This window comes from Acinetobacter sp. ABJ_C4_1 (genome assembly GCF_044538495.1).
Lineage (GTDB): Bacteria > Pseudomonadota > Gammaproteobacteria > Pseudomonadales > Moraxellaceae > Acinetobacter > Acinetobacter nosocomialis_A.
On sequence record NZ_JBIUCQ010000003.1, the window covers coordinates 49,100 to 71,225 of the forward strand.

20 protein-coding genes are annotated in these 22,126 nt (G+C 37.7%); 8 read left to right on the top strand and 12 right to left on the bottom strand.

Annotated elements, in window-relative coordinates; genetic code table 11:
- Positions 1-523 precede the first annotated feature (523 nt).
- Positions 524-1,861 (top strand): CitMHS family transporter, encoded by a 1,338-nt coding sequence (locus ACIF8R_RS05510; protein WP_263613171.1) that lies wholly within the window; start codon positions 524-526, stop codon positions 1,859-1,861.
- 46 nt (positions 1,862-1,907) lie between these two features.
- On the opposite strand, the gene ACIF8R_RS05515 is transcribed toward ACIF8R_RS05510, so the two are convergent.
- Positions 1,908-2,420 (bottom strand): hypothetical protein, encoded by a 513-nt coding sequence (locus ACIF8R_RS05515; RefSeq protein ID WP_004703085.1) that lies wholly within the window; start codon positions 2,418-2,420, stop codon positions 1,908-1,910.
- A gap of 222 nt (positions 2,421-2,642) precedes the next feature.
- Here ACIF8R_RS05515 and ACIF8R_RS05520 point away from each other — a divergent pair, with 222 nt between their 5' ends.
- Positions 2,643-3,191 (top strand): DUF2239 family protein, encoded by a 549-nt coding sequence (locus tag ACIF8R_RS05520; RefSeq protein WP_396479582.1) that lies wholly within the window; start codon positions 2,643-2,645, stop codon positions 3,189-3,191.
- Positions 3,192-3,243: 52 nt separating this feature from the next.
- On the opposite strand, the gene cysN is transcribed toward ACIF8R_RS05520, so the two are convergent.
- The 5 genes from cysN to lysS form a co-directional block, all read right to left on the bottom strand.
- A complete protein-coding gene (cysN, locus tag ACIF8R_RS05525; RefSeq protein WP_396479584.1) occupies positions 3,244-4,857 on the bottom strand; it encodes a sulfate adenylyltransferase subunit CysN in 1,614 nt (537 codons plus the stop codon).
- A gap of 30 nt (positions 4,858-4,887) precedes the next feature.
- On the bottom strand, positions 4,888-5,796 hold the full coding sequence (gene cysD / locus ACIF8R_RS05530; protein WP_000140408.1) for a sulfate adenylyltransferase subunit CysD: 909 nt from the start codon (positions 5,794-5,796) through the stop codon (positions 4,888-4,890).
- Positions 5,789-5,920, bottom strand: a complete 132-nt coding sequence (locus ACIF8R_RS05535) for a hypothetical protein (protein WP_002054314.1) — start codon at positions 5,918-5,920, stop codon at positions 5,789-5,791. The genes cysD and ACIF8R_RS05535 overlap by 8 nt, the downstream gene beginning before the upstream one ends.
- Before the next feature lie 256 nt (positions 5,921-6,176).
- Complete coding sequence (locus tag ACIF8R_RS05540; RefSeq protein ID WP_396479586.1) at positions 6,177-7,634, bottom strand: capsule assembly Wzi family protein; 1,458 nt, start codon at positions 7,632-7,634, stop codon at positions 6,177-6,179.
- A 190-nt stretch (positions 7,635-7,824) separates the two neighbouring features.
- The gene (gene lysS / locus ACIF8R_RS05545) at positions 7,825-9,354 is read right to left on the bottom strand and encodes a lysine--tRNA ligase (RefSeq protein WP_263613166.1); all 1,530 of its coding nucleotides are present in this window, start codon (positions 9,352-9,354) and stop codon (positions 7,825-7,827) included.
- A 258-nt stretch (positions 9,355-9,612) separates the two neighbouring features.
- Between lysS and ACIF8R_RS05550 the strand changes: the two genes are divergently transcribed.
- Positions 9,613-10,101 carry a YqiA/YcfP family alpha/beta fold hydrolase gene (locus tag ACIF8R_RS05550; protein ID WP_000697206.1) on the top strand — a complete coding sequence of 163 codons (489 nt, stop codon included), beginning with the start codon at positions 9,613-9,615 and terminating at the stop codon, positions 10,099-10,101.
- Positions 10,102-10,123: 22 nt separating this feature from the next.
- Here the strand turns inward: ACIF8R_RS05550 and ACIF8R_RS05555 are convergent, their stop codons facing one another.
- On the bottom strand, positions 10,124-10,564 hold the full coding sequence (locus ACIF8R_RS05555) for an SRPBCC domain-containing protein (protein WP_016804059.1): 441 nt from the start codon (positions 10,562-10,564) through the stop codon (positions 10,124-10,126).
- Between the two features lie 442 nt (positions 10,565-11,006).
- Between ACIF8R_RS05555 and rubA the strand changes: the two genes are divergently transcribed.
- From rubA to oxyR, 4 genes are all read left to right on the top strand, one after another.
- Positions 11,007-11,171 carry a rubredoxin RubA gene (rubA, locus tag ACIF8R_RS05560; protein WP_000760495.1) on the top strand — a complete coding sequence of 55 codons (165 nt, stop codon included), beginning with the start codon at positions 11,007-11,009 and terminating at the stop codon, positions 11,169-11,171.
- 92 nt (positions 11,172-11,263) lie between these two features.
- Positions 11,264-12,445: a rubredoxin reductase RubB gene (gene rubB, locus ACIF8R_RS05565; protein ID WP_396479588.1), complete on the top strand. Its 1,182-nt coding sequence runs from the start codon at positions 11,264-11,266 to the stop codon at positions 12,443-12,445.
- 52 nt (positions 12,446-12,497) lie between these two features.
- Positions 12,498-13,442 (top strand): esterase EstB, encoded by a 945-nt coding sequence (estB, locus tag ACIF8R_RS05570; protein WP_396479590.1) that lies wholly within the window; start codon positions 12,498-12,500, stop codon positions 13,440-13,442.
- Between the two features lie 6 nt (positions 13,443-13,448).
- Entirely contained in the window at positions 13,449-14,357 is a 909-nt protein-coding gene (gene oxyR / locus ACIF8R_RS05575) for a LysR family transcriptional regulator OxyR (RefSeq protein WP_002054474.1), read from the top strand.
- A gap of 29 nt (positions 14,358-14,386) precedes the next feature.
- Here the strand turns inward: oxyR and ACIF8R_RS05580 are convergent, their stop codons facing one another.
- From ACIF8R_RS05580 to mtgA, 3 genes are all read right to left on the bottom strand, one after another.
- Positions 14,387-14,977, bottom strand: a complete 591-nt coding sequence (locus ACIF8R_RS05580; RefSeq protein ID WP_396479592.1) for an SPOR domain-containing protein — start codon at positions 14,975-14,977, stop codon at positions 14,387-14,389.
- A 237-nt stretch (positions 14,978-15,214) separates the two neighbouring features.
- Positions 15,215-17,293, bottom strand: coding sequence for a polyphosphate kinase 1 (gene ppk1, locus ACIF8R_RS05585; RefSeq protein ID WP_396462653.1), 2,079 nt, complete (start codon positions 17,291-17,293; stop codon positions 15,215-15,217).
- A gap of 104 nt (positions 17,294-17,397) precedes the next feature.
- Positions 17,398-18,075 (bottom strand): monofunctional biosynthetic peptidoglycan transglycosylase, encoded by a 678-nt coding sequence (gene mtgA, locus ACIF8R_RS05590; protein ID WP_396479594.1) that lies wholly within the window; start codon positions 18,073-18,075, stop codon positions 17,398-17,400.
- A 76-nt stretch (positions 18,076-18,151) separates the two neighbouring features.
- Here mtgA and ACIF8R_RS05595 point away from each other — a divergent pair, with 76 nt between their 5' ends.
- Entirely contained in the window at positions 18,152-18,961 is an 810-nt protein-coding gene (locus ACIF8R_RS05595; RefSeq protein ID WP_396479596.1) for a rhomboid family intramembrane serine protease, read from the top strand.
- 1 nt (position 18,962) lies between these two features.
- Here the strand turns inward: ACIF8R_RS05595 and ACIF8R_RS05600 are convergent, their stop codons facing one another.
- Together ACIF8R_RS05600 and ACIF8R_RS05605 are read right to left on the bottom strand one after the other, a co-directional pair.
- On the bottom strand, positions 18,963-21,422 hold the full coding sequence (locus tag ACIF8R_RS05600; protein WP_396479598.1) for an ABC transporter permease: 2,460 nt from the start codon (positions 21,420-21,422) through the stop codon (positions 18,963-18,965).
- 3 nt (positions 21,423-21,425) lie between these two features.
- The gene (locus ACIF8R_RS05605) at positions 21,426-22,118 is read right to left on the bottom strand and encodes an ABC transporter ATP-binding protein (protein ID WP_396479600.1); all 693 of its coding nucleotides are present in this window, start codon (positions 22,116-22,118) and stop codon (positions 21,426-21,428) included.
- Positions 22,119-22,126 lie beyond the last annotated feature (8 nt).

Below are 22,126 nucleotides of genomic sequence, written 5' to 3' on the forward strand. Positions count from 1 at the left end.
TAAAGCAGGATATTTTTTAATACAATATATCTCTTTTAAATTAGCAACTAATTTAAATATACTCATATTAAAAGTTTAATTTATAATCTTAATCATATTTTCAAATATATAAATTAACCCTTTAATTAAAATAAAATTTTTTAATTAAATTGAAATAAAAAATTGCATATAAAAGATTTACAGCTGTCTCTTTCTTATGTAACGTAAGCATTACAAGCATTGTAAATGGGTATACTTCTCATTTCAGCATTCAAACCAAATATAAAATACAAAAATACATGATAATTTTAAATATGATAAAGGCTTTATAAGTTCTTATAATAAGTACTATATATTATAAATAGACTATACCATTAATATATATGTTCAGTATTTCCCCAGAATATACCTTTCTAAGTGAATATATATTAACCAAATAAACTAAATATATTATTTGTCTTTTTAATAAAAATTCATAAGAATAATCAAAGTCAGAGTTTTGAATAAACTTGTTCAGTAAAACTAAAGGCAAAGGATTGATTGTATGCTGACATTACTTGGTGTTGGCATGATTTTATGCTTCATGTATTTAATCATGTCCAAACGTTTAAGCCCTATTATTGCTTTAATTCTTATCCCATTTATTTTTTCTCTTATCGCTTGGGGCCTAGGTCATTACTTTGAAAGCTTAAGTCATATTGAGCTTAAGGGTCTCAGCGAAATGATGCTAGAAGGCATCAAAAAACTTGCGCCTACTGGCGTAATGCTATTATTCGCAATTTTATATTTTGCCTTAATGATCGATGCAGGTCTTTTCGATCCTCCGGTTAAATGGATTTTGAAAAAAGTTAAAGGTGACCCTTTAAAAATTACATTAGGGACCGTTTTTTTAACTACATTAGTTTCTCTTGATGGTGATGGCTCAACTACATATATGATTTGTGTAGCAGCGATGCTTCCTCTCTATCAACGCCTAGGTATGAATACACTCATCATGACAGCACTTATGTTGTTATGTAGTGGTGTAATGAACCTCACACCATGGGGTGGTCCTACTGCCCGTGCAGCGAGTGCGCTTCAAGTTGATCCAAGCCATATTTTTGTACCAATGATCCTTCCAATGGTGATTAGTATTGGCTGGTTATTCTTCTTGGCATATTTATATGGTCGATATGAGCAAAAACGTTTAGGCGTGATTGAGCTTGAAAGTCACCATGGCGACAACATTACAGTTTCAAAAGATCCAGAAGCGACTCGTCCACATTTACGTAAAGTAAATATGGTGCTCACCATTCTTCTTATGATTGCATTGATCAAAGGTATTTTACCTATGTCAGTGTTATTCATGCTGGCGTTCTGTATTGCAATGCTCATCAACTACCCTGATGTTGATATGCAGAAAAAGCGTATCGCTATGCATGCAGATAGTATCTTGGCTGTTGTAGGCTTAATTTTTGCGGCAGGTATTTTTACAGGTATCTTATCTGGCACAGGCATGGTTGAAGCGATGTCTAAAGAATTCGTCGCAATGATTCCTGCAAGTATGGGTCCATATCTCGCACCAATTACAGCTTTCGTAAGCATGCCATTGACCTTCTTTATGTCAAATGATGCATTCTTCTATGGTGTATTACCTATTCTTGCTGAAGCTGCTTCACATTATGGTATTAGCCCAGAAGCGATTGCGCGTGCTTCAATTGTAGGCCAACCTGTACATTTATTATCACCACTTGTTCCATCAACTTACTTGTTATGTGGTCTTGCTAAAGTCGATTTTGCAGACCATCAAAAGTTCACTTTTAAGTGGGCATTTATTACGTGTATGGTGTTGATGGGTACAGCATTAGTGATTGGTGTTTTCCCACTTTTTAGTGCAGTTTAATCACATTTTGCTATAAAAATAAAAGCCCCAATTGGGGCTTTTATTTTTATTTATTCACATACTCAATCATGGCATCTAAGAACGCATGAAAGTGCAAACTAATATCTTCTTCTAAAATTTTATAGGCATTATCAAATTGCACCATTGGCCAACCTTCTTTCCAAAATGGGAAGATGTCATGTAAGTCATGAGTAACTATTGCATCTTCTCGCACAATTGCTTGTGAAATTTGTGCCAAAACTTGCGCTGTTTCAGCACCATCAATAGCTAAATAATCAATACCGCGTGCTTTTAAAATACGAATTCGATCTTTTTTATAGCGAATTTTTTTAGCTTGAGCTGCATTTAAACCTAATGCAAGAGTAACTGCCTCTACAAATTTCTCTTCAAAATTTGTATTTAGTGCCACCAAAGCTTGTTTATGCGCTTCCTGACGTCCTGCTTTCCCCCCGCTACGGATAATCTCATTTGCTTCCGTATCAAGCTTATCTTTTTTCATCGACTGTAAAATGTCTAAAATTTCGATATCGCTTAAAGATTCAGGAGATTGCTCAAACATAGGAGTCCTTATACATACAACTAAAGGCACATTCTCTCATAAAAGTGATATTAAAGCAGAACAAAATTTTAAATAGCCTATTACCTTGACTATTTTTGTAGGCCTAACTTCTGATACCACCCTCATAAAACCAGATCATTCTTTGGTTATGATTTTAATTATTTGCCAAATTAGTTTTACCCTGATAATATTATTTTACCCTGATAAAAATATACGGCTAAAATGAATACCAAAATCACCTATACTGCTTTCTCTGGAAGCACGCTTATTGCGAGTGACTCTCTTGTTGAACTTGCAAAAAAACTCAAAGATCTTCCAAAAACAACGGAAAATATTCTGATTTTTAATGAGCAAACAGGTCAACAAATTGATCTTGATCTTTCTGGTTCGGAACAAGAATTTCAACAACGTTATGCTGAGCCGGAAGAAATTAAAAAAGTTGGACGACCTAAACTTGGTGTAATTTCCCGTGAAATCACTTTACAGAAAAAACATTGGGATTGGTTAGATCAACAAAGTGCGAGTGCATCAGCAATAATTCGTAAGTTAATTGATAAAGAGTTAAATAACCCAAATTCTGAAGGCAATATTATGCTCACCAAACAAGCCATCGACCGTTTTATGTCTGCCATGTTAGGCAATATGCCAAATTATGAGGAAGCAACACGCGCTTTATATCAAGGTGATCGAGATACATTTTTAAAGATGATTCAGAACTATCCTAAAGATTTAAGAGAATATTTAACTTTAAAAGCTCAAAATATTTTCTAAACTCAATAAAAAACCCGCTTACGCGGGTTTTTTAGAACTCATTTTCAATCTATTAAAGACGAACCAATTCCACGATTTTTTCTAATGCTTCTTCTACAGTTTCAGCAGCTATCTCTGTATCTATACCTTCCACAGAAGTTGTGATAATTACAACACCCGTCTCACGTAATAGAATCAATTGCTCAGCTGTTAAGTTTGCTTTCGCGATCGCAACTACACCTTGCTGAATCAGCAAACTTTCTAAGACTTGAGCTTTTTCAATTAATTGCGCAGAAACACCAATAGCAGCAGGTTTTTGACCTAAACGAGCAGCACGGTCTTCGGCAGTAACAGCATTGCTATGAGCAGTCCACTCTACCGCGGCTTCTACCATGCCCGCACCAACAGTCACGTTACTTAAACGGTCAATAAAAATAAATGAACCTGTGTAACGCGAATCTTGATAACGGTCAAACACGACTGGAGCATCGAACTCAACCACAACATCCGCAATTGCATTTAACTCAAGCTCTTCGACCTGAGTATGCTCAAGTGTATTTACATTTACACGGTAGTGAATATTAGTCACTTTTGCTGGAACAGTTTGTGTACCAATCTTAATGTTGTACAACTTACCTTTTACAAGCGGGTGCTCATTCATCCATACCACAGAAGCACGAACGCTACGTGAAATTAATGGTTGCTCGCCAGCGCGCACCAGAACGTTACCACGACTAATATCAATTTCGTCGTTTAACGTTAATGTAACTGCCTGGCCTGCAACTGCTTGCTCAAGGTTACCGTCAAAAGTAACAATTTCTTTAACTGTAGAACGCTTACCAGAAGGTAAAGCTACAATTTCATCACCAACATTGATTTCACCTAAAGCAACAGTACCTGCAAAGCCACGGAAATCGAGGTTTGGACGGTTCACATATTGAACAGGGAAACGGAATTCGTGTTTATTCGATTCGCGGCTAATTTCCACAGACTCAAGAATACTCATTAAGGTTTGACCCTTGTACCAAGGAGTATGAGCTGATGGATTTACAACGTTATCGCCATTTAAAGCAGAAATTGGAACAAATAAGATATTGGCTGGACGACGATCACCTAACTGGCTCACGAATGCATCATATTCAATCTGAATTTCAGTAAAACGCTCAGGTGAATATTCAACCAAGTCCATTTTATTAATGGCAACAACAATATTTTTAATACCAAGCAAACTTGCAATAAACGTATGACGACGAGTTTGAGTTTGTACCCCATAGCGCGCATCAATCAAAATAATTGCAAGATCTGCAGTCGATGCGCCAGTTGCCATGTTACGGGTATATTGTTCATGCCCCGGTGTATCAGCAATAATAAATTTACGCTTTTCAGTCGAGAAATAACGATACGCAACATCAATGGTAATACCTTGCTCACGCTCAGCCTGTAAACCATCTACAAGTAGTGCCAAGTCTGGTGCATCACCAGTGGTGCCTACTTTTTTACTGTCACGCGTTACTGCTTGTAATTGATCTTCATAAATCAATTTTGAATCGTAAAGTAAACGGCCAATTAAGGTACTTTTACCGTCATCTACGTTACCGCAAGTCAAAAAGCGTAAAAGGTCTTTTTGTTCATGTTGTTTTAAATAAGCCAGAATATCTTGGCTGATTAAGTCTGATTGATGAGACATTGCTCAAACTCCACAAATTTAGAAACTGTCTTAGAAATAGCCTTCTTGCTTTTTCTTTTCCATTGAGCCTGCTTCATCATGGTCAATCATACGACCTTGACGCTCAGAACTTGTTGCCAATAACATTTCCTGAATAATTTCTGGCAATGTATCAGCTTCAGACTCAACTGCACCTGTTAATGGGTAACAGCCAAGCGTACGGAAACGTACAGACTTCATTTGCGGAACTTCACCCTCTTTTAAGCGCATACGTTCATCATCCACCATAATAAGCGTACCACTACGCTCAACCACAGGACGAACAGCAGAGAAATAAAGAGGAACAATTTGAATATTTTCTAAATAGATATATTGCCAAATATCTAACTCTGTCCAGTTTGATAATGGGAATACACGAATACTTTCGCCTTTGTTCACTTTACCATTGTAAAGGTTCCAAAGTTCAGGACGCTGGTTTTTAGGGTCCCAACGATGCTTACTATCACGGAATGAATACACACGCTCTTTCGCACGTGATTTTTCTTCATCACGGCGTGCACCACCAAAAGCAGCATCAAATTGATATTTATCCAAAGCCTGTTTTAAAGCTTGGGTTTTCATAATATCTGTATATTTTGAGCTACCATGATCAAATGGATTGATCCCTGCTTCACGGCCTTCTTTGTTCTGATGAACAATTAAATCAAAACCATGGGTTTTTGCCATGTTATCGCGAAACGCGATCATGTCTTTAAACTTCCAACCTGTATCTACATGTAATAAAGGAAATGGAAGTTTCGCAGGATAAAATGCTTTTAAAGCAAGATGAAGCATTACAGCCGAGTCTTTACCAATTGAGTAAAGCATGACTGGATTTTCAAATTCTGCCGCAACTTCACGAATAATATGAATACTTTCAGCTTCAAGTTGCTTGAGATGTGTAAGTCTTGATTCAGTCATGAACACGTCCTTCTCTATCCATTTTGCCCATAAAATCTAGAAGTGGTATTAAACCACCACTTAGAAGACCATGTGGAGGAACGAGTGCCATAACAACTCCAATTTTTTGTGATAAATAATCCAACTACAAGCCTTTATGAGGCTTATAGCATTAGTTATGCATTATAGTGATTTAAAACTGTTTTCTTTTGCTTGTTTTTTCATATTGATATTCAAATTCATCATATAAATGTAAAATACTGATTCGCATAGATAACATGTCCATCCTAGCTCGCATCGTTAACCGAAGCAAATCACGATCTCATCTTTAGATTTCTTTAAATACCATAAAAAAAGAGAAGCCATTTTAGCTTCTCTCTTTCTATAGCATTGTTTAATTCTTAGAAACCAAACATTTTACGTTCTAACGGAATTTCAATACCAATAGATGCCCCTGAATCATTACCCTCTAAATCAGAGTCACTAATCCAACCATTAATTTTTAATGGAAGATCTGGCTTGATGTAATGCGTCCAAGTTAAATCAAGCGCTTTAATTTTATCTTCTTTAGGGAAGGCTTTATTGATTGCCAAGTTAGATTCATTCACCTTCACAACCATTGCACGGCCACTTAAGCGATTCATCGTGTCAAAGCGAATATCGCCACCAACAGAGTACATTTGACCATCACCACCCATTGCATGCCCTAGAGGGAAACCATGCTGATAATAACCGTCAGTATATTGGTGATGACTATATGAAATGCCTTTTACATCGCCATTAGTACGCGTATCTGCCCATTCAGCATAAAGTTGGTAAGGCATATTTTTAACGATAGAAGAATAATCAGCACCAGCTAAATACATCTTCTTCGATGGCAAACCACCTGCTTCATCTTCACCTATATATTGTCCATACACGCTAACTGGAATATTAAACAAAGGTTGTAATTGTAAACGAGCATCAAAACCTGCTAGCTGATTAGATGCATTGTCTTCACCCACACAACTATTTTCAGTACAACCATTATCTTTACCAATAACGGCATTCCAATACGCCTTAAAACTATCTGGTTGCCCATCACCACCAATCTGAATTGCTCTTGAAGCACCAATTTCTAAAGCAGGAACTGGGCGCGCAGTTACACGCATACCTAATAATTTAGCATGAGGAACAGCTTTATAATCATCTAACTGACCTGCAAATAATTGGTATTGCCAAGGCCCAATCCAAGATAACCATTTATTTTCAAAAGCGTCTTGTACAGCACGCTGCATGGTTACCCCATAAACAGGACGACTTGCATCACCACGGATTAAACTACCATCATGTCCAGGTCCCCACCACGTTGGAATTTGACCTGCAACAACCCATTGATTCCAGAGTTTGCCAGCGACATACGAACCTTCCACATTAACATCACGTCCACTATCAATTTGTGGATCTTTTTCTGCGTTTACACGGATTTTTGCATCCCAGTTTTCACCACCCGCATTAAATTCTACAGAACCTTGATACTGTGATTTATGATTATTCCCAAATGCTTGAGGAATATCTTTGATATCTGTTCCCGCAAAAGCACCTACTTTAACTGTATCGTTATCTGCTTTTAATGCATTGAGAACTGAGTTAATAACTTTTTGTTGAGCTGGATGCGTTACTTTAGCCTGAGAGAGTGCACGCTGAATTTCATCACCACTTAAAGGCCAAGTAGAAGTGCTGATGTTAATAACACCTTGTTGATTCAACCAATTTAAATCTGTACGTAAATCATCATTATTAAGCACCAAACCTTGGGCAAAAACAGCCGATGAAGCAGTTGCCAATAATGCAATCGAAAGTGTTTTTCTTAAAAACATGTCAGCACAATTCTCAAAGTTATTTATGAGCAACACATTAATTTTTTTATCGCAAATTTGCAATTGTTAAACTGTGCAATTACATTTTTTAACGTGCTCTTAAGTTTTCTATAATTTAAGTGTTTTTTATATATAAATAGTGAATAAAAAAGGCAGTATAAACTGCCTTTTTCTGTTTTTAAAGATTAAATTAACCTTCTTTACGACGCATATGCGGGAATAAAATTACATCACGAATACTTGGTGCGTCTGCAAAAAGCATAACCAAACGGTCAATACCAATACCTTCACCCGCTGTTGGCGGTAAGCCGTACTCAAGCGCTTCAACAAACTCTGCATCATAATGCATTGCTTCATCGTCGCCTGCGTCTTTTTCAGCAACCTGAGCTTGGAAACGTTCAGCCTGATCAATCGGGTCATTTAACTCACTAAAACCATTTGCCAATTCACGACCACCAATGAAGAACTCAAAACGATCGGTAATGTGCGGATTGTCATCATTACGGCGAGCAAGTGGAGAAGTCTCGGCTGGATATTCAGTAATAAAGGTAGGTTGACGAAGTTTAGTCTCAACTGTTTCTTCAAAGACAATCGTTTGAAGTTTCCCTAAACCAAAACCAGGTTTAACTTCTTCTTTCAGCTCTTCACGCACAAATTTTGCGAGGAATTCACGATCACCCACATTTTCTGGCGTGAACTGAGGGTTATTCTCTAAAATCGCATCAAACATAGAGATTTTCTTGAATGGCCCTTTAAAGCTAAACACTTCACCTTGGTAAGGCACATCTGTTGTACCTAAAATATCAAGAGCTAACTTTTCAAGCATGTTTTCAGTTAAAGCCATCAAGTCTTTATAATCAGCATATGCTTGATAAAACTCGATCATTGTAAATTCAGGGTTATGACGTGTTGACACCCCTTCATTACGGAAGTTACGGTTAATTTCGAACACACGCTCAAAACCACCAACAACCAAACGCTTTAAATAAAGCTCAGGTGCGATACGCAAGAATAACGGCATATCTAGAGCATTGTGATGTGTTTCAAACGGACGTGCAGATGCACCACCCGGAATCACATGCATCATTGGCGTTTCAACTTCCATGAAACGTTCATTTGTTAAAAATGCGCGAATACCTGCAACAACTTTGGCACGAATTTCAAAAGTCTTACGCGTTTCTTCATTCACGATTAAGTCAAGGTAACGTTTACGGTACTTAACTTCTGTATCGTTCAAGCCATGAAATTTATCTGGTAATGGACGAAGTGATTTTGTAAGAAGTTCAAAACCTTCAAGGTGCACATACAAATCACCTTTACCAGAGCGACCGATATAACCTTCAGCAGCAATAATGTCGCCTAGGTCTAAACCTTTAATGGTTTCAAGAATATCTTTTGGTAAACCTTTACGGTCAACATATAACTGGATACGACCAGTCATGTCTTGGATTACCATGAAAGAACCGCGGTTCAACATGACACGACCAGCAACTTTTACATAGACATGTTCAGCGCTTTCAATCTGCTCTTTCGACTGATCTTTAAATTGTTCTTGTAGATCAGCAGCGTAGTGTTCACGTTTGAATGTATTTGGCCAAGGACTTTTTCCAGTATCCTTTGCAACATCTTGGATTTGCTTTAATTTGGCATGACGCTGTGCAATTAAATCGTTTTCGGAAATAGTTGGTTCAGAAGTCGATTGAGCGTTTTGTTGCGTCATCTCTGCCTCGATTTAAGTAAAAATGAAGTGGCATAGCTTAACAGATTACTGAGGTTTTTCGAATGATTTCAATCAAACAAAAATGAAAAAAGTCAAAGCAGTCAAACTAAAGGCGTTTTAAATGAAGAAAATTACTTAGACCAATCGCTAAGATCATTTTTTTTTGCTTTAAGTAAAATATAAAAAAATCCAAATAACCTCGATTTTTAAAAGGCCTATTTTGCCTTTTATTTTATCTATGAGATTGTGTAGCAAATAATGAAAATTCTATTTTTACATGGCTTGGATTCTTCTCGTGAATCAACAAAATTCCATGCCATTTTACATCCTGAAAAATTTTGTATTGATGTGGATTATCGTAACTTAAGTTATGCCTCAGTGAAGGACTTTTATCATCAAGCAATTGAAACGATTAAACCAGATTTATTAGTCGGCCATAGCCTTGGTGGCTACTGGGCTTTAAAAACAGCTGCTCAACATAAATTAGCTGTTGTTGTTGCCAATCCAAGCCTTAATCCTAGTTTTCGTAATGATTATCCCGACCTTTGTGATGAAGATCTTGATCACTCTAATCCTAAAATGGCTTATTTAGAATTAGGAGACGAGCAACTTGATATGTATCAAGTACAGGAAAAGCTTTCACCTTATATGACAGTAGAAACATATGACGGAGGCCATCATCGTCTTGCTTATCCTTCTCGTCTCAATGATCTGATTTCTAAAATTCATAAAAAATACTTTGCCTAAACAACCAACTGAGCAAGATGAACTAGCTCCCTTCTGCAATATGTTTTACAACTTCAAAACCTTGAACAAAGCCACTTTTTAACATACCGATATATTCAGGTAAGGTGGCCAATTCAACTTTTAAAGTTGTAGTATTCCCATTTTGGCTTAAAAAATATTTTTCTAACGAACCACTCCAGCCTTTCACCTCTTCACTTTCTAAGTCTTCCTTACCTTCTTTAATCATTCCTAAATGTTTAAAAATTAGCACTTCAGGCTTTTTCATTTCTTCAATGGTCGAAACCATTCCATTTCCTTCTCCGTCTAGAAAATATGTTTTACCACCAATCTTCCAATCAGTACGCATTGAAGAATCTGGCGCAAAAAATTTCGTCCATGCATTATATGTATCGCTATTCCAGAGTATGTTCCATACTTTTTCTATAGGCGCGTTAATTTCTACTTCATATACTAGAATTTCCATATCCAATTTCCTTATCTCTGTTACTCAAGTGTTCAATAAACTTTCTCGTTTTATATAAACATCAATTTATCTGTCTATTTATTAATCAGCTTATGTTTTTAAGAACTTTATTTATATAAATGCTTTGTTCTTTTTGTAACCCTTCATATCACTTAAAACCTTATTACATTAATAAGTGAATAAAAACATATGATTTATTATGTGCTTATGTTGAAGTTTTGCCTAAATAACCAGTTATTTGTCTCGATATGCCATTCACCTTTGCTTACGAATGATTAAACTCCCTTATGTGCTTTACTTTAAATGTAGAACTGCGTAAAAATTTGATACCCGATCAAAGCTACATTAGTTATTATTGAACGGATCGTAGTTACATTATTAATAGATGGAATAGTTTTACTGAAAGGCAGCTTTGAGCAAACTTATCAGTGCGGAGAGTCTCATGAAAAAATATCAATGTATCGTTTGTGGATGGATTTACGATGAAGCAGAAGGTTGGCCACAAGACGGCATTGCAGCTGGAACAAAATGGGAAGATATCCCTGATGATTGGACTTGCCCTGATTGTGGCGTTTCAAAAGCTGACTTTGAAATGATCGAAATCTAATGTCTTAAATTAAAAGGCCATGATTTACATGGTCTTTTTTATATATCACCAATCACCGTATTAAATGAACAATTCTAATTCTGGAGAAAAAAATGCATCCAATCGTCATTATCGGATCAGGCATGGCGGGTTATACCTTAGCACGTGAGTTCCGTAAGCTTAACCCAGAGCAAGAACTTGTGATGATTTGTGCGGATGATGCGGTGAACTATGCAAAACCAACGTTATCTAACGCTTTTGCAGGTAAAAAGGCTCCGGAACAAATTCCGTTAGGTGATGCTGCAAAAATGAGTGCACAGCTCAATATGCGTATTGAACCTTTTACATGGGTGAAAGAAATTTTAGCTGAGCGTCATGAGCTTGTTCTAGAGAAAGATGGGGTAACTTCAAATCAACCCTATTCAAAACTGATTTTAGCCGTTGGTGCTAACCCGATTCGTCTTGCAATTGCAGGTGATGGCAGTGATGACATTCATGTAGTGAACTCACTGATTGATTATCGTACCTTCCGCGAAAACCTTGCTCAGCGCAAAGATAAACGTGTTGTGATTTTGGGTGCTGGTTTGATTGGTTGCGAATTTGCCAACGACTTACTTCATAGTGAATATGATGTAACGGTAATTGATTTAGCACCTCAACCATTAGGCCGTTTGTTACCGTCACACATTGCTTCAGCTTTCCAAGAAAATCTTGAAGAAGCAGGAGTTAAATTTGCATTAGGCACAACCGTTGAAAAAGTAAGTAAAATCAATAACGGTGAAGATTACGCCGTTACATTAGCAAATGGTCAAACTTTAGTTGCTGATATCGTGCTTTCAGCAATTGGCCTACAACCAAATATTTCTCTTGCTCAAAGCGCAAAAATTCAAACCAGCCGTGGTGTAATTACTAATAGCTTGCTTGAAACGAATCAAGCAGATATTTATGCGATTGGTGACTGTGCGGAAGTGAACGGTACCCTGCTTCCATATGTAATGCCAATTATGCAACAAGCGCGTGCTCTAGCAAAAACATTAAGCGGCCAACAAACAAATGTACATTACCCTGCAATGCCAGTTGCGGTAAAAACCCCGGCTGCACCACTTACAGTTTTACCTGCACCGGTTGATGTCGATGTAAATTGGGAAACTGAAGAATTCGACGATGGTATGCTTGCTAAAGCAATTGACAATGAAGGAACATTGCGTGGTTTCGTATTGTTAGGTGCAACAGCAGGCAAGCAACGTTTAACGTTAACTAAGCTTGTTCCAGATCTTATTCCTGCCCAAGCATAAGGTTTAAACTGGGAATACTCGCTCAAGAGTATTCCTTCAAGGAATGCATAACATGAATAGCGCCTTACAATTTAGTATTTCACCCTACACTCCTTTTATGCAAGAAACCAAAGTCAACTTAGGCAATGGTATTGAATTGCATGTAGAAGTAGGTGGAAAAGCAGAGCATCCGACCATTTTGCTAATTATGGGCTTAGGTGCCCAAATGCTATTTTGGCCGGACTTTTTCTGTAAATCGCTCATTGATCAAGGTTTTCGTGTTATTCGTTTTGATAACCGTGATATTGGCCTTTCTTCAAAAGTTCGTCATCAGGGTAAACGTTTAAATACCATGATGTTGATGGGACGCTTTGCATTAGGGCTAAAAAATCAGGGCGCACCTTATACATTGTATGATATGGCAGACGACGTATCGATGCTTCTCGACCGTTTAGGCGTAAGTAAAGCACATGTGGTGGGTGCATCAATGGGTGGTATGATTGCCCAGATTCTTGCTGCAAAATATCCAGAAAAAGTAGAAAAATTAGGTTTGATGTTTACCAGTAACAACCAACCTTTTTTACCACCACCGTTTCCTAAACAACTTTTAAGCTTGATTGGCAAGCCCGAATCACGTGATGAAGAAGGGATTGTTAACCACAGCTTAAAATTATTCCAATTGATTGGTTCTCCTGGTTATATTAATCATATTGAAGCCGTTCAAACTGCACGAAAACTTTATCAACGTAGCTATTATCCTGCTGGTGTACTTCAACAGTTTTTAGCAATATTATGTACAGGTTCCTTACTGCAACTGGACCGTGAAATTAAGCAACCCACCATAGTCTTACATGGCTCTCGTGACCGCTTACTTCCACCAAGCCACGGTAAGGCTGTAGCAAAAGCAATTTCCGGTGCTAAGTTTGAATTAATTGATGGAATGGGGCATGATATCCCTGCCCATTTTATTCCACAGCTTAGCGGTTTATTTGCGCATCATTTTAAATCATCATACTAGGACACTATGGCTGCATTACCCTCACTAAGACAGCTATCATATTTAGTTACGTTGTCGGAAACTTTGCATTTTACTGAAGCAGCACGCCGCTCTTTTGTTACCCAATCGACTTTATCGGGCGGTATCATGGAGCTGGAAAGGCTATTAGGTGGCGTTCTGGTTGAGCGTGACCGTCAGAATGTGCGCTTAACACCATTAGGTGAACAAGTCGTTGCTAGAGCCCGTGTATTGCTAGCAGATGCTCAGGATTTAATGCGTTTAAGCCGTGAAATGAGTGAACCATTAACTGGTGATCTTCATTTGGGTGTTATTCCAACCATTGCACCTTTTATCCTGACACGGTTACTTGATGAAGTACATCAACAATTACCAAAGATTCAGTTGCATTTACATGAAGCTCAAAGTGAGAAAATTGTAGAGCGCTTAGAACACGGTAATTTGGACATGATTGTCCTTGCCCTACCTTTTGACACAAGAAGTCTAAAAGTAGCTGAAATTTCAAAAGAAAATTTATATCTTGTTTGTAGTAAGCAAGATACAAATGCACTTCAAGCAAACTCTCTCGATGACCTTGATTTATCGCGTCTTATTTTGCTTGAAGAAGGCCACTGTTTACGTGACCATGTATTAAGTGCTTGTCCAATTGGTGAACGTAAAAACGATAACCGCTTAAAAGCAAGTTCATTACCAACATTAGTCGAAATGGTTTCTTCTAATTTAGGTTTTACGCTTTTACCAGAAATCGCAATTGAAAACAGTATGATCAAGTTTAATGATCAGATTACTGCAAAACCAATTGAAGATGCACCAAGTCGTACTCTAGCGCTCGTTACACGTAAAAGTACGCCATTGCAAAGCGAGTTTGATGTACTACTGCAAATCATGCAGAAAATCACAACAAATTTACATGAATAAAAAAAGGAGTCTTCGGACTCCTTTTTCTTTTACTGTGCTGTTAAAGATGCCCATTTAAAGACCCAAGCTGATTTCAGATCCAAACTCTCATCTGAAATTATTTTTTCTCGAATAATTTGTGCAATCGCAAAATCATTGGCGGGGTCTACCATAACCCGTATGCCTTTTGTGGTTGGGCTAGTCACAATCTTATATCCTTTCGCCTGCAATTGAGACTGGATCATATTTGCTTTATTTTGATTAGGTGCCAACGCAACTTGTACCATCCATTTTTTTTCGCCATTTTCTAAAATTTCTTTAGCCACTGCTGCATCAAGCTGTTTTTTATTCTCAAGATTTTTCTTTTCTTCTATTTTTTTTGATTGAGTATCTTCAACTTTCTTTTGTGCTACCAACTCATCTTGAGTAGGTTTTCTTTTCTGAACCGTTATTACCTTATTTTGTATTTCATTTTTCTTATTTTTCTCCTTAGAAGGTTGTATAAAGTAGGGATATATCATTTGATCATCATATTTATGAAATACAATAATATCTCCATAGCACTTTTGATCTGCATACGCAGTCACTGGCATTACCCCTAAAAATATTCTAATAAATAAACTTTTAATAAAGCATTGCATATTATTCACTTACCAAAGTTAAGTATATTTAATGCAGCGTATTAAAGTAGATTTCACATAATTTGTATATTTTTAAAATTCAATGTTTTATGTAAAGAATCACATATTTTTAAAACATATTGCGGTGATTCAAACTATTATCGTATATCCTGCAACCATTTAAGAAACCAGATTAAATTACTATGAATTTCAAACAATTAAAAAGCCGACATGATGCCGGCTTTTTAATATTAAGTTTTATTTAAATGTTTCTAATAATTCTCTTTGAGCATTATGTAGTTTTTCACCTTCAGTAGGTTGGGCACGAACCCAAGTACCATCACCTTGTAATAACCAAGCTTGCTGATTGTCTTGCAAATAATTAAGAAGACCTTGCTGATAAATACGTTTTTTCAATGCAGGATCTTCTATTGGGAAGCATGCTTCAACACGATTAAATAGGTTACGATCCATCCAGTCTGCACTTGAACAGTAAATACGTGCATCACCATTATTACTAAAATAATAAACACGTGTATGCTCAAGGAATCGTCCTACGATTGAACGTACTCGAATATTTTCCGATAAATTTGGCAATCCTGGGCGTAAGCAACAAATAGAACGGATAATGAGATCTACCTGTACCCCTGCTTGAGAAGCTTCATACAATTTATTGATTAATTGAACTTCCGTTAAAGCATTCACTTTCACAATAATTTGAGCTTTACGACCAGCCTTTGCATTGGCAATTTCTTCATCAATAAAGTTGATAAGCTGAGCATGCAAAGTAAAAGGTGCATGGAGCAACTTTTTCAGTTTTGCCATTTTGCCCATACCTGTTAACTCTTGGAAGATACGATGTACGTCTTCACATAAGTCTTTATCAGTCGTCATGAGACCATAATCGGTATAAATACGGGCATTCATCGCATGGTAGTTACCTGTTCCTAAATGAACATAACGTACCAATTTATTATTTTCACGGCGTACCACCATAATCATTTTGGCATGGGTTTTATAACCCACGATACCGTAAACGACTACCGCTCCTGCTTCTTGAAGTACATTCGCCACTTCAATGTTTGATTCTTCATCAAAACGGGCACGTAATTCAATAACTGCCGTTACTTCTTTTCCATTACGTGCAGCTTCAGCCAAGACTTGTACAATTTCCGAATCAACACCACTACGGTAAAGCGTTTGTTTAATTGCAAGTACTTGTGGATCACGTGCTGCTTCGCGAAGTAACTGAATAACTGGAGCAAAAGATTCAAATGGATGATGAAGTAAAATATCCTGCTTTTGCATGGCCGAGAAAATACTCTCGGTCTTTTTAAACACTTTCGGTACGACTGGCGTATGTGAGTCATAACGCAAATGAGGACGTTTAAAGTTTGAAACCAAACGAGCCAAGTTTACAGGACCATCAACTTTATATAGTTGTTCTTCGTTTAAGTCGAATTCTTCAAGCAGATATTCATAAATATGTTGTGGACAGTTATGAGTTACTTCCAAACGAACTGCACGACCAAATCGGCGTGAACTTAATTCACCTTTTAAAGCTTTAGCTAAATCTTCAACGTCTTCATTGAGCGCCAAATCGGCATTACGAGTTACACGAAATTGATAACAACCTGTTGCAGTCATGCCAGGGAACAAGTCTGATACATGTTCATGAATAATTGCAGACAGCATGACATGATGCTCTTTACCGCCTGTTAACTCATCTGGTAATCGTACAACACGTGGTAATGAACGCGGCGCTGGTACAACGGCTAAATCAATTTGACGACCAAACGCATCTTTACCTTCCAAGGTCACAATAAAGTTCAGGCTTTTATTGACTAAACGCGGAAATGGATGAGCTGGATCTAGACTAATTGGTGTTAAAACAGGTGCGACTTGTTCCTGAAAATATTTTTTAACCCAAGCCGATTGAGCGGGTGTTAACTCCCCACGACGCAAGAAGCAAATGTCTTCTTCACGAAGTTTAGGCAAAATTTCTTCATTTAAAATACGATATTGGCGTTCAATTGCCGCATGAGCAGTCTCAGAGATTTTTTGTAAGACTTGTCTTGGTGTTAAACCATCAGGGCTTCGACTTTCATTGCCTAGAGCATATTGCTCCATGACTCCTGCCACACGAATTTCAAAAAACTCATCTAAATTACGCGAAAAAATGAGCAAGAAATTCATTCGCTCAAGTAATGGATGTAAAGGGTCGACTGCCTGCTCCAATACGCGCAAATGAAAGTCAAGAATAGACAATTCACGATTAATATAACGGTCGTTATAACTATATTCTGTTGGGGTCGTTGCTGTAATCGCTGTATTCATGTCTAACTTAATCTCTTTCCAACCAAAATCTCTGCAAAATAGTATGCTGCAAATTTATGTCAATTTGATAAAAACTAAAAAAATAACACATCTTTAAGACAGAGTTATTCAGGAATCTGGGTGCTATTCATATAACGTAAAATAACGCGTTTTCGATATTGTAGTTTATGGTCATTACGGTGATCTTGATAATATTTTGGATCAGGCAATAACGCGGCTAAAAAAGCAGCTTGTTCACGCGTTAAGCTTTTAGCACTTTTACCATAATAATATTGGGAAGCCGCTTCAACACCATATAAATGTTTGCCAAATTCAACCGAGTTCATATACACCTCAAGAATTCGGCGTTTTGACCACATGCGCTCCATCATCCATGTTGCTACTGTTTCTTGGCCTTTACGAATAAATGAACGCTTATTATATAAGAACAAATTCTTTGCAAGCTGTTGAGACACGGTAGAACCACCCGCAACAACTTCACCCTCTTCATTGTTACGCTCAAGGGCAAAACGAATACCTTGCCAATCAAAACCATGATGATGGATAAATTTTGCATCTTCACCAGCTAAAATCGCATGTTTGAAATTATCGCTAATATCGTCATAGTCGAGCCATTCATGAACGATTGGCCGAGATGTATCTGACCAATAATCAATTCGCATAAACATGGTAGTATCAACTTCATGTGTACGCCACCAAACCAAACTTGAGAAGATCCAAAGCTGAATTAAGAGAATTGCCCCAATAAAAATTAACAACACGCGAACAATAAAAGCTTTCATGTTCGTCCTGATCTCCTGTATTCAACTTTTTTCATGTTAAGCTGTAAAGCATGTTCATATATAACAAAAGCATAGCATGACTCAATCTCAGCCTCCGCACATTAATCGTAAACTCAATGTACAAGCATGGTGGCTGACCGCCCTACTGATCTCAATCAATGTAGGTTTGTTCATCTGGCAAATTATATCTGGGGTCGACATTAGTGACCCAGCCATAAAAGATGCTCTTCACTGGGGAGCAGATTTTACACCACTTACTTTCTCTGGACAGCCAGAACGTTTATTTACCAGCATGTTTTTTCACTTTGGTATTATTCACCTTATGCTTAACATGTGGGCCTTATATATTTTCGGTAATGTCGCTGAAGCTTTATTTGGTCGTTTATATTTTATTGGTCTGTATTTGCTTGCTGGTCTGTTTGGCAGCCTTTTAAGTAGTTATATCAATATTCAAAATGGACATGAATTACTACAACATTTCGATCAAAGCTTACTTCCTCACGTAAGTGCGGGTGCCTCGGGTGCCGTGATGGGACTAGGTGCAGCTTTAACTGTTCTTTCTTTATTTCCACCCTTACCGCACCAAGCCTACATACTTGATAAAAAAGCATTATTAATGATTATGGCGATTAACCTTATATTCGGTTTGGTTGCCACAGGTATTAATAATGCTGCACATGTTGGTGGCATGATTATGGGTGCATTACTCGCACTGATTTGGTATTTAAGCTATCGCACTCAATTTAGAAGCCTCCTAAAATTTTTAGGGTTGGTGGGAGGCCTTTTAATAACAGTCGGCTTCTATATTTACTGTAATCAGCTCAACTCACCATTACTTCCGCTTTGGCATGAGGTTTTAATTCAGAACCCAGAAATACTACCTTAACTTAAATCTGGTTCAGCTCTCGCAAACTTTGTAATGGTGGCAAATTACAAAGATATCCTAGTCGATATCGACCAATGAGAGCGCAAATGAGCATCATAGCAAGGGGTAAAATCAACCATATTTCAATATGCCACTGTAGAGCCATATTCATTTTATAACTTGCAATCGCGCTAATCACCTCGGCAAAGCAGCAGGCAACAATGCCTGCTAACAGACCTAAAAATCCAATTTCTAAGCTCAGCATTTGCTTCATTTTATTTTTAGACAAACCAAATGACCGTAATAAAGCAACTTCCCGACGGCGTTCATCCATTAACAGGTTTAAACAAGCAATTAAAACGAGTATTCCAGAAAAGCCAACTAATGCCGCAAGTACAGTCACGATTTTGACTAATACATTCATTAAACGCTTTACTTCATCCAAAATACGGTCAACATCAATAAAAACTGTATTTGAAAATTGCTGAATCACATGGATCATTTTAGGTTGATCTTGCTTAGGCACATAAAAGCTACCCAAGTAGCTACCCGCATTTTCATCTAAAGTTTTTGGCGAAAAAATAAAGAAGAAGTTTGGACTAAAACTTTCCCATTCAACACTTCTAAAATTCACAACTTTAGCCTGCAAAGTACCATCTGGCAGGCTAAAAGTCAGCTTATCGCCAATCTGAATACCTAGACTTTCAGCAGTTTTTGCCTCTACTGAAACCTGCCCTACAGCGTTGAACCCTGATTGACCTTTTGTAATGGCATTGTCATTTGGTAAAGCACTCGACTGAGTTAAATTTAATTCACGGCGTAAAGCATTATTTTGCTTTATGGCTTCTTCTGAAAAAGGCACATCATTCTTGACAAGTAAACGCCCACGAATGTTTGGATATAACGGTGTACTTTGCCAACCATTTTGCTTTAACTGTTGCTCAAAAGCTTTTAAATCGAATGGAGGTAGGCCATAAACAAACTGGTTTGGTGTTCCCTCTGGTAATTGCTGTTGCCAACGCTCTAATAAATCTGTTCTTAATACACTTAACACGGTAATGAGGCTTAACCCCAAAGCCAGTGCTGTAATTTGTAAGGCACTTTGCGATGGTGAACGAATATAAAAAGACAAACGAGTTTTCATCTTTTTTAAAGCACGAAGCAATAGCCAGACAACAGTGTAAAGTAAAATGCAAAGTAGAATAATCGCTGTTAATACCCAAATGCTGAGCATCAAGTTTTCACTTAAAACTAAGCTAAAAATAACAAGACTGGTAATACCTGCAAAGAGCATAAAAAATAGTGATTTTCGAGATTTTTCCTGCTCTCGAATAACTCGAATTGGAGGTGTATTTAACAGCTCCCAAATACTTGGCAAAATAAATCCAAGTAACACGATTACACTCGTAAAAATGGCAATTGGTAAGGGGCCGATTAAAAAGCCGACTACAGAGAAACTTAACTCTAGTTGTGGTATCAGTTGTAACATAAGCTCAAGCAAGCCATAGCCCATCATTATTCCGAGTAGGCTACCGATCACAATCGAAACCGCACTGACTACACAAAGTAGCCCGATATAGGCCCATAAAATTTGAAACTTACTGGCACCTAAACAACGTATTAAAGCAATATGGTCTTGGTTTTGCTGAACGTAACGTTGACTCGTTAACGCGATGGCAATGCCACATAATAGAATCGTTAAAATATTCGCGAGTTGTAAGAAGGTATCTAAGTTTTCTAACGGACGTAATAATCTACTATTGGATTCACTTGCATCGCGTAAGCGTAAACCTGTGGGTTCTTCCTGATCATTTACCGGTTTATGTTGCTGTTTAAATTGCTGACTAAAGTTCTGAACCTGTTTCGGTTGACCAGACATTAACAGTCGATAATCAATTCTACTGCCAGTTTGTATTGCATGCGTTTTAGCAATATCTGCCTGATGAATAATCACAGTAGGCGAAAAACCAGAAAAACCTAACTCTTGATTTGAATCTCGTACGATGACACCACTAAAACGGAATTCGGCATCTGCAATAGAAACCGTATCGCCTAGTTTAACTTTAAGTAAATCGGCTGCTCTTTGACTTAACCACACTTGGCTTGGTTGAATGCTATGAGCACGGGGTGCAATCTCAAGCTTTCCTCTTAATGGGAAAGCAGGTTCTATTGCTTTGACATTGACCATGACAAACTGATCTTGAGTATGCGCCATTGAACTAAACATGGTCACATGAGTCTGCTTTAATCCAATCTGTTCCGCCCTTTTTTGCCATTTAGTGTCTAGAGGTTCATTATTCGATAAAACTAAATCGGCCGCTAACATTTGCGCTGCTTGTAGACTTACCGCATTTTTAACTTGATCATTACTAAACTTAAGGGCCGTGGTTGCGCTAATGGCAAGTGAAAGCGCAATAATGAGTAAATATAACCCTCCGGTACGAAAGCTTTGTAGCAAAAGTGGTTTGAGAAGATTGCGCATAATTCAACCACCCTGTACCGTCTTTAGTCGACCATCATCTAACTCAACATGACGTTGACAAAGCGCTGCCAAGTTACGGTCATGTGTAACCAAAATAAGCGTTGTACCGAGCTCTTTATTTAAATCAAAAAGTAGAGTTTCAATTTCTTGAGCTGTTTGTCCATCTAAGTTCCCAGTAGGTTCATCGGCAAAAATGATTTGTGGTTCGGCAATGAGAGCCCGAGCAATTGCCACACGTTGCTGCTCTCCTCCAGATAAGACTTTAGGGGTTTGCTCTGCCTGTCGGCTTAAGCCTACTCGATGCAACCAATCTAAGGCTTTTTGTTCAGCAACTTTATAATCAAAATCTTTACGCAACCGAAGCGGTAACATTGCATTTTCAAGCGCACTTAACTGCGGTAAAAGTTGGAAAGACTGAAATACAAAGCCGATATGCTGCATTCGAATTTGAGCGCGCTGCTCTTCTGTTAACTCATGAACCGCCTGTCCACATAACCATACTTCTCCTTCAGACGGCTGATCTAAAGTCGCTAAAATACCCAGTAAGGTTGATTTACCAGAACCAGAACGTCCCGTAATTGCTACCTGCTCCCCGTCATAAATTTCTAAATCAATATTTTTTAAAATCGTAAACTGATTTTGGTTAATCTGAATAGTTTGTGTAACTTGATGGGCAGCAATGATAGGTTGTGGCATGATGTGGA

Excerpts from the sequence above, each read along its gene's own strand:
- oxyR (WP_002054474.1), top strand. The coding sequence starts at position 13,449 with ATGGCTGCATTACCCTCACTAAGACAGCTATCATATTTAGTTACGTTG.
- estB (WP_396479590.1), top strand. The coding sequence starts at position 12,498 with ATGAATAGCGCCTTACAATTTAGTATTTCACCCTACACTCCTTTTATG.
- ACIF8R_RS05540 (WP_396479586.1), bottom strand. The coding sequence starts at position 7,634 with ATGTTTTTAAGAAAAACACTTTCGATTGCATTATTGGCAACTGCTTCA.
- ACIF8R_RS05550 (WP_000697206.1), top strand. The coding sequence starts at position 9,613 with ATGAAAATTCTATTTTTACATGGCTTGGATTCTTCTCGTGAATCAACA.
- ACIF8R_RS05515 (WP_004703085.1), bottom strand. The coding sequence starts at position 2,420 with ATGTTTGAGCAATCTCCTGAATCTTTAAGCGATATCGAAATTTTAGAC.
- mtgA (WP_396479594.1), bottom strand. The coding sequence starts at position 18,075 with ATGAAAGCTTTTATTGTTCGCGTGTTGTTAATTTTTATTGGGGCAATT.
- ACIF8R_RS05510 (WP_263613171.1), top strand. The coding sequence starts at position 524 with ATGCTGACATTACTTGGTGTTGGCATGATTTTATGCTTCATGTATTTA.
- ACIF8R_RS05555 (WP_016804059.1), bottom strand. The coding sequence starts at position 10,564 with ATGGAAATTCTAGTATATGAAGTAGAAATTAACGCGCCTATAGAAAAA.
- ppk1 (WP_396462653.1), bottom strand. The coding sequence starts at position 17,293 with ATGAATACAGCGATTACAGCAACGACCCCAACAGAATATAGTTATAAC.
- lysS (WP_263613166.1), bottom strand. The coding sequence starts at position 9,354 with ATGACGCAACAAAACGCTCAATCGACTTCTGAACCAACTATTTCCGAA.
- ACIF8R_RS05520 (WP_396479582.1), top strand. The coding sequence starts at position 2,643 with ATGAATACCAAAATCACCTATACTGCTTTCTCTGGAAGCACGCTTATT.
- ACIF8R_RS05580 (WP_396479592.1), bottom strand. The coding sequence starts at position 14,977 with ATGCAATGCTTTATTAAAAGTTTATTTATTAGAATATTTTTAGGGGTA.
- ACIF8R_RS05605 (WP_396479600.1), bottom strand. The coding sequence starts at position 22,118 with ATGCCACAACCTATCATTGCTGCCCATCAAGTTACACAAACTATTCAG.
- cysD (WP_000140408.1), bottom strand. The coding sequence starts at position 5,796 with ATGACTGAATCAAGACTTACACATCTCAAGCAACTTGAAGCTGAAAGT.
- ACIF8R_RS05600 (WP_396479598.1), bottom strand. The coding sequence starts at position 21,422 with ATGCGCAATCTTCTCAAACCACTTTTGCTACAAAGCTTTCGTACCGGA.
- rubA (WP_000760495.1), top strand. The coding sequence starts at position 11,007 with ATGAAAAAATATCAATGTATCGTTTGTGGATGGATTTACGATGAAGCA.
- rubB (WP_396479588.1), top strand. The coding sequence starts at position 11,264 with ATGCATCCAATCGTCATTATCGGATCAGGCATGGCGGGTTATACCTTA.
- ACIF8R_RS05595 (WP_396479596.1), top strand. The coding sequence starts at position 18,152 with ATGACTCAATCTCAGCCTCCGCACATTAATCGTAAACTCAATGTACAA.
- cysN (WP_396479584.1), bottom strand. The coding sequence starts at position 4,857 with ATGTCTCATCAATCAGACTTAATCAGCCAAGATATTCTGGCTTATTTA.